Genomic DNA, 7503 nt, shown 5'->3' on the forward strand with positions numbered 1-7503 from the left:
GGCGACCGGCTCCGGGTGACCACCGACAGCCCGCACCCCTGGCAACTGCGGACCGGCGGCCCGGACGGCGCCCTGCACGTCCACCCGGCCGGCACGCGGGAAGCCGAACTACCCTACCCGGCCTGACAACCGGCCACCCCATACCCGCCCCACAGCCGGAAGCACCCATGGAGAGCCGCACCAAACGCCGCCTGACGCCCGGCGAACTCGACGCCCTGCTCCGCGAGTCGGCCGGCACCGGGTGCCGACTGGAGCGCGGCTGAGACGGCTGGTTCAACACCGCCTACCGCGTCCGGTTGGACGACGGCCGCCCCGCCGTCCCGTCGTCCGACGCACCGGTTCTGCGTTACGAGCGGGGCATCCTCGGGACGGAGACCTCGACTTCACCTCCGCCCTGAACCACCGGCTGGCGCTCTACCGGCTCTACCTGGCCCTGCTGCTCGTCATGGAGTGCGCCCCGCGCGGTTACGGCGGGGACCACCTCGCCTTCCGCGCCGGATGCTCGCCGACGCCGACGCCGTCGCCGATGCCGATGCCGACGCCGTCGCCGGGCTCCGGGCGCTGGGATAGCGACGACGACCACGGGCACCGGCAACCGGGCGTCCGGCCGCATCCACCCGCCACGTGAACAGAGGAACCACCCATGTCCTACAGCATCCGCGCGGGAGGCCTGGAACGGCACACCGCCGCCGAGGTCCTCCGCATCGAGCCCTGGGGCCCGGACGCCCTCCGGGTGCGCGCCGCGTCCGGGACCATCGATCCCGCCGCCCCCGGCGCGCTGGAGGCCCCCTCGTCATGCCCGCAGGCCGAAGTCTCCGTCTCGGACGACGGCTGTGCCCGCCTGGTCAACGGCCGCATCGCCGTCGAGGCCTCGGCGGACGGCCGACTGAGGTTCCGTCACGCCGTGTCCGGCCGCGAACTCCTCGCCGAGCGGAGCCCGCACGCCCACCACGCCGGATCCCGCGTCCACGCGGCGGGCGGCCGGACGGAACAGTCCTTCCAGGCCTACGACGGCGAACGGCTGCACGGCCTGGGGCAGCACCTGCACGGACGCCTGGACCAGAAGGGCTGTGTGATCGACCTCGTCCAGGCCAACACCGTGGCGGCCGTCCCCTTCCTGCACTCCTCGCGCGGCTACGGACTGCTCTGGAACAACCCCGCCACCGGCCGCGTCGAACTGGGCGCCGACACCACCCGGTGGACGGCCGACGGCGGCGGGCGCATCGACTACTGGATCACCGCCGGTGACACCCCGGCCCGGATCCTGGACGCATACACCCTGGCCACCGGCCGTCCGCCCCTGCTGCCCGAATGGGCGTCGGGCTTCTGGCAGTCGAAACTGCGCTACCGCACCCAGGACGAACTCCTCGCCGTGGCGCGGGAGTACAAGGAACGCGGACTTCCGCTGTCCGTCATCGTCTGCGACTTCTTCCACTGGCCGAGGATGGGCGACTGGCGCTTCGAGGAGAGCGAGTGGCCCGACCCCGCCGCCATGGTCGAGGAGTTGTCGGAACTCGGAGCGAAGCTCGCCGTCTCGGTGTGGCCCACCGTCGAGCCCGGAAGCGACGCTTACGACGGGCTCCGCTCGGCCGGTCACCTCGTACGGGACGCGGGTGGCGGCCTGCTGACCTTCCCGTGGCCGTCCCGGCACGGCGGGCAGGCGCTGATCCGCCCGATGGCGTACTACGACGCCACCCACCCCGGAGCCCGCGCCGAACTGTGGCGGCGGCTGAACGACAACTACCGCTCGCTGGGGGTGGCGTGCTTCTGGTTGGACGCTTGCGAACCCGACGTGCCCCCGGGCATCGCCGACCGCGCCGTCTATGCGGCCGGGCCGGCCGCCGAGGCCGCGAACCTCTACCCGCTGGAGCACGTCCGTGCGGTGGCCGAGGGCCTGCGCTCGGTGGGCGAGGACCGCCCGCTGTCGCTGGTCCGCTCGGTGTGGGCGGGCAGCCAGCGCTACGGGGCCCTGCTGTGGTCCGGTGACATCCCCACGACCTTCGACTCCCTCGGGCGCCAGATCAGGGCGGGGCTGAACGTCGCGATGAGCGGCATCCCCTGGTGGAACACCGACATCGGCGGCTTCTTCGGCGGTGACCCGGACGACCCGGCGTACCGTGAGCTGCTGATCCGGTGGTTCCAGTACGGCACGTTCAGCCCGGTCATGCGGCTGCACGGGGACCGCGCACCCAACTACCCGGCCTTCGCCACGGACATGACCGGCGGCCCGAACGAGGTCTGGTCGTACGGGGAGGAGGCGTACGACATCCTCCGCGACCACCTCCTGCTGCGCGAGCGCCTGCGCCCGTACCTGCACGCCCTGTCCGAGGATGCCCACCGCACCGGCGCCCCGCCCATGCGTCCGCTGTTCTTCGACTTCCCCGAGGACGAGCGCGCCTGGGAGGTGGACGACCAGTTCCTGCTCGGCCCCGACCTGCTGGTGGCACCCGTGTACGAGGCGGGCGTCCGGGCCCGCCGGGTGTACCTGCCGTCCGGCACCCGTTGGCACCACCCGGCCACCGGCGGTGTGCTGGAGGGCGGAACGACGCTCGACGCCGAGGCCCCGCTGGAGCGCATCCCGGTCTTCGTCCGGGAAGGCGCCGACGTCGTGGCCCGACTGACGTCCTCTGAGGCCTGACGGCCGAAGGAGCGGTCGCGCTTCCCGTCGGAACGCGTGGACACGGGGCGGACCGCGGCTGACTGCGGTCCGCCGTGAGCCCCCTGTCGACCGCCCTCCGTGGTCAGTACACCCGTGGTCAGTACCCATGGCGTGTTTCGAAGGTGCCGGCGAAGGTGTGTCAGGGAAGAGCATCGGTCACGGCGTGCCGCAGCTCCTGCGAGCCCAGGAGATCTGTGCTGTCCGCCCACTGATCGACGTTTCCGATCCGTGGCAGGTCGCGTAGGTACGTGTCCGTGACCGTCTCCGCCACCGCGTTCGCGAAACGTTCGGCGAACAGCACTCGGTATGGGCGACCGTGGTACCGCCGGCAGGTTGTGGCCAGGGGTTCCGTCAGGCCGGTCTCGTTGTGCAGCGTGGCCACGACCTCGTAGGCGTTGCACAGATGCGTGGCTCGCTGCCGGTACCCCGTTGCAGCCAAGGCTCCCCGGAGGGACGGCGTCAGCTTCTCGGCCACCGGCAGTTGCCTGAACGCGCTCCCCAACCATTTGCCGTAGGGCGCGTAGCGTCGCTCCAGGAGCAGGCACAGCCGCATGAGGTCTCGGACGAGGCGTGCGGCCACGACGGCTGACCCGAGTGCGTCACCGACTTCCGCGCAGCGTCCGACGAAAGCCTCTTCCTGGGAGATCCGCTGCCATTGGCAGGTCAAGAGATACCGCCACACCTGGTCCGGGTACCAGGCAAGTCGCCGCCGGGCCGTGCTGAGCGTGCCGAGACCGTCGTGGAACACCTCACCGGCAGTGACCTCGGCGAGGCACTGCTGCGGCATCGCCAGCCAGTCGCGGACAGTGAGTTCGGCGCCGGTCGGATCGACGCCGAGTTGCCCGGTCAACCACGAACGGGTGTCCAGCGTCAGCACCCGATGGTTCACCGGGCCATCGGTGGCGTCCATGTGGCCGACCCGGTCATTGACCTGCCGGAAGTGCGTGGGGCGGCCCCGCACGTGCTTGGGCAGCCGCTCGGCCAGCACGCGGTGGATCCGCGTACCGTGCGCAGCCGCGTCCTCGGCGGTGAGGAAGATCAGCAGTCGAGGGCCCCAGTCGTGGTCGGTTGACCGGGGCGTGTCGAACCCCAAGACCTCCGATCCCGCGCCCACCAGAGCGGCAGCATGCGGTAACCCCGGATGCATCTGTTCCAGGATCGGCCCCACCGCCTCCTCGTAGAGGAGGCGTGACAGTGCGAGCCCGGGGAGGAATTCGGCATCGGATGTCGTCACCCGGTCACTCTTGCTCACCTCGCATCCGTCAACCACCGATTTTCACGAAGCCGGTCACCGCCACTCGTTGATGGCGGCGGCCAGCACCGTTGCCTCGTAGCGAACGGCCGACTTGTCGTATCTCGTGGCCGCCGCACGGTGCCGTTTCAGCCGGTTGGTCCCGCACTGCACCGCGTTCCAGGATCCGCTTCCACGTGCCGTCGCGCTGCCACCGGCGGACCAGGTCGTAGACCTGGTCCACGGGCCGTGCCGCTCAGGGATCTCCCGCCACGGTGTGCCCGCCCGGGTGCGCCACCGTATTGGGGTGCCTTAACGACCGTGTCATGAGCCCCAAGTGCGGGTGATCTTTGGTCGTTTGTCCGCGTTGACCTGGGGTTGTCCGGCATGATGCGGGGCCACGGGGCGGCAGCCGATGGGCATGGACGAGCTGGTGGAGCACTGGACGGTGCTCGATGACCAGGTGGACCTGGTCGCGGGGAAAAGCGGCGGGACGCGCGTCGGCTTCGCACTGCTGTTGAAGTTCTACACCCGGTACGGCCGGTTCCCCCGGAGCCGGATGGACTTCGCGGACGAGGTGGTGGAGTTCGTCGCCCGGCAGATGGGCGTGCCAGCCGCCGACTTCGAGTCCTACCAGTGGTCCGGCAGCACGATCGAGCACCACCGTGCCCAGATCCGCGAGCACCTGGGCTTTCGGATGTGCTCGGTGCAGAACGCGGAGAAGCTGACGGCCTGGCTGGCCGGCAACGTCGCGCACGCCGAGCGGAATACGGACCGGGTGCGCGAGGATACCGGGCGGACAAGCGCGGCCGGCCGGTGGCGCCGGGGCTGGACTGGCTGGAGATCAGGAGCGCGCCGCCGGGGCGATCAAGTTCACCGGCCCGGAAGCGCAAGAGGAGCCGCGCAACCTGCGCCGGATCAAGGCCGAAGTGGGGCGCCGTTGGTCGGCGGTGCCGCTGATCGACATGCTCAAGGAGGCAATCCTGCGCACCGGCTGCTTGAAGTCGATCACCTCGGTGGCCGGCTCGCGGACGCTGCCGGAGGAGGTGCTCGCCGAGCGGCTGATGCTGGCGATCCACGCCCACGGCACCAACACACGGGGACTGGGTGCGTTTCACCGCGGACGGCTGCGAGTGGTTGGCCGATGACGAGGTAATTCCGGGGGAGTCCGGTCCTGCCGACGGCGCACGATGACCGGCGCAGCAGGCAGGGCTACCGTCTGGGGGCCCGGGATCCGACCTGGGACACCGAGGCCGAGGAGATCGGGCTCTCTGGGTACACCGCATCCAGCAGACTGCGGACAAACTGATCGGGGTTGTCCAGGCCGGCGGCAGCCAGCACGCGGGGACCGTCCGCCAGCAGGTGGAGGATGGCACCGTGCAGGGCGAGCGTGACGCTTGCGGCCCGCTGCGGGGTGACGGGAAGCCCGGCCGCCCGCTGGGCCCGTTCGAAGCCCGTGAAGTCGGCGGTGGCGATCTGGTCGAGGATCGCTGACAGCCAGGGCTTGCGAGCGGCCTCGGTGTGCAGTTCCAGGAAGGCGAGCATGCGGGGGCGCCCCGGCCCGGCGAGGTTCGCGAGCAGCCCACGGAACATGGACACCAGGCCCTCGCGGTCGGTGGGCCCCGCTTCGGAGGCTGTCACCTGTGCCGTTATGGCGTGGTACTGCTCCACACACCGCTCCGCCACCGCGCGCAGCAGGGCATCCCTGGTCGGGAAGTAGTTCTTCGCGGTCCCCAGTGGCACCCTCGCGGCTGCGTCGACGGCCCGGTGGGTCAGACCGCGCCCACCGGCCTCTGCCAGCACCGAGATGGCCGCGTCGCCCAGCAGATCACGGCGAACCTGATTCACAGTCAATTCCCTTTGTCTGCCGACACCTTGTATGCGTCATCCAAGCGTGTTACCACAGATGTGGTAGTCGGCAATGCGGCGGCGAGTACCAAAAAGTCGCGGTGACCGCCTATGGGCCCCGCTCAACTGCGGAGGGGCCCATCCATGCGGACAGTTGGAAGAATGGGAGAACGATGGAAACACGAGACCACGGCGCCCCCTGGGGAACCACCCGCATGGCGCCGTACGCCGAGACCAACCCGGTTCCCCTGCTTACCCCGGTGATCGACCCCGAGACTCAGATCGCCGTGATCATCGACGGGGCCGGCCACATGGTCGAGCTCGGCAACCACCTGGCTACCAGTAGCCCCTCGAACTCCACAAGCACCAACGTCAGCAGCAGCACGCAGAACTCTACGAGCACGAGTGGTCCGGATAGCTACGACTCCGACAACAACTCCGACTCAGACAACGATTCGGACTCGGACCACAACCCCAGCGGCTGGTGATGACAGACCCGAGTGGGTCGGTGTTGGTCCTGACCAACCACCATGACGTGACGGCTGACGTGGTCCTGCGCATCCTCGCGGAACGTCGGGTCTCGGTGGTGCGTCTCGACCCCGGGGTCGACCTGCCTGCAGGTGCTGCGCTGACCGCCACGTATCGCACAGGCGATCAGCGCGGCACCTTGCGGACGTCAAGCCGAGAAATCGACCTCACCGAGGTTCGCTCGGTCTGGACACGCCGCCCCTCGCCCTTCCAAGGTCCAAGCGGCCTGGATGAACAAGATCGTCGGTTCGCCGGATCACAATCCCAGTGGGGCGTCGGCGGGATCCTGGCGTCGCTCCCCGGAGCCCACTACGTGAACCACCCATGGAGCAACCGGGCGGCGGAGTACAAGCCGGCCCAGCTCGCCACCGCACAGCGCAGCGGTTTCTCGGTCCCCGACACCTTGATCACCAACAACACTGACCAAGCGCGGGAGTTCATCGCCCATCAGGCCGGTGGAGTGGTCTACAAGCCGCTATGGAACACCCCGTACAAGGTTGACGGCCAGGCGCAACAGGTGTGGGTGGGGGAGGTGCGGGCGGATGAGATCACGGCTGCGGTGGCTGCCTGCCCCCACCTGTTCCAAGTCAAGGTGGAGAAGGAATGCGACGTACGGGTCACGGCTGTCGGCAACCAGCTGTTCGCGGTCCGGATCGACAGCCCTGATCTCGACTGGCGGCAGCGCCAATCCTTGATGGAGTGCGCCCCGATCGACATCCCCGCACGGGTCGCGCGCTCAGTTCTCGCCTATCTCGCCACCTACCGACTCGCCTTTGGCGCGTTCGACTTCGCCGTCACGGCTGCTGGCGACTGGTACTTCCTTGAGTGCAACCCCAACGGACAGTGGGCATGGCAACCCGACTCGATCACCGACTCGATCGCCATCGCTATCGCTGACCAACTTCAGAAGGGTCCCGAAGTGTGAACCGGCCTGCCATCTGAATGTCGGCCGTAGCCAGATGAGCCGGCCGGAAGTAGGTGAGCCCGGCTTGCTTACTTTGCGGATGAATGGCGCCATGGGGGCGGAATCGGTCGATTCCGCCCCCTCTCGCAGATCCAATCGGCTCGGCCCGTCGACCTGCCGGAATCGGCCGTCGATCCAATCGAATCCGGTCCACTGTTCCGCCTCCCCATTCCGCCCCCGCTAAAGGTTGTCCCGTAACTGGGGCCTGGCGGCTCGCGGCATACTGGCGCTCGTTGATGATCTCGTTCGACTGTGGGGGCGTTCGTGCTTGAG

Annotated in this window: 6 protein-coding genes and 1 pseudogene; 5 read left to right on the forward strand and 2 right to left on the reverse strand. The window is 69.2% G+C overall.

The annotated features are described in order from the left end of the window. Positions 1-643: 643 nt before the first annotated feature. On the forward strand, positions 644-2638 hold the full coding sequence (locus ACFWIS_RS40095) for a TIM-barrel domain-containing protein (protein ID WP_380460711.1): 1995 nt from the start codon (positions 644-646) through the stop codon (positions 2636-2638). 160 nt (positions 2639-2798) lie between these two features. On the opposite strand, the gene ACFWIS_RS40100 is transcribed toward ACFWIS_RS40095, so the two are convergent. Next, the gene (locus ACFWIS_RS40100; RefSeq protein ID WP_380460761.1) at positions 2799-3893 is read right to left on the reverse strand and encodes a DUF4037 domain-containing protein; all 1095 of its coding nucleotides are present in this window, start codon (positions 3891-3893) and stop codon (positions 2799-2801) included. A 418-nt stretch (positions 3894-4311) separates the two neighbouring features. Here ACFWIS_RS40100 and ACFWIS_RS40105 point away from each other — a divergent pair. Continuing rightward, positions 4312-4650 (forward strand): annotated as a pseudogene (locus ACFWIS_RS40105) (DUF4158 domain-containing protein); the annotation flags it as partial. A 190-nt stretch (positions 4651-4840) separates the two neighbouring features. After that, positions 4841-5038 carry a hypothetical protein gene (locus tag ACFWIS_RS40110; protein WP_380460762.1) on the forward strand — a complete coding sequence of 66 codons (198 nt, stop codon included), beginning with the start codon at positions 4841-4843 and terminating at the stop codon, positions 5036-5038. Between the two features lie 64 nt (positions 5039-5102). Here ACFWIS_RS40110 and ACFWIS_RS40115 read toward each other — a convergent pair whose 3' ends face one another. Next, entirely contained in the window at positions 5103-5738 is a 636-nt protein-coding gene (locus ACFWIS_RS40115; protein WP_380460713.1) for a TetR/AcrR family transcriptional regulator, read from the reverse strand. 215 nt (positions 5739-5953) lie between these two features. Between ACFWIS_RS40115 and tgmA the strand changes: the two genes are divergently transcribed. Next, entirely contained in the window at positions 5954-6226 is a 273-nt protein-coding gene (tgmA, locus tag ACFWIS_RS40120; protein WP_380460715.1) for a putative ATP-grasp-modified RiPP, read from the forward strand. Then, positions 6226-7191 carry an ATP-grasp ribosomal peptide maturase gene (tgmB, locus tag ACFWIS_RS40125; protein ID WP_380460717.1) on the forward strand — a complete coding sequence of 322 codons (966 nt, stop codon included), beginning with the start codon at positions 6226-6228 and terminating at the stop codon, positions 7189-7191. Before tgmA ends, tgmB begins: the two co-directional genes overlap by 1 nt. The last annotated feature ends 312 nt before the right edge of the window (positions 7192-7503 follow it).

Source organism: Kitasatospora sp. NPDC127060, assembly GCF_042724935.1.
Classification (GTDB): Bacteria; Actinomycetota; Actinomycetes; order Streptomycetales; family Streptomycetaceae; genus Kitasatospora.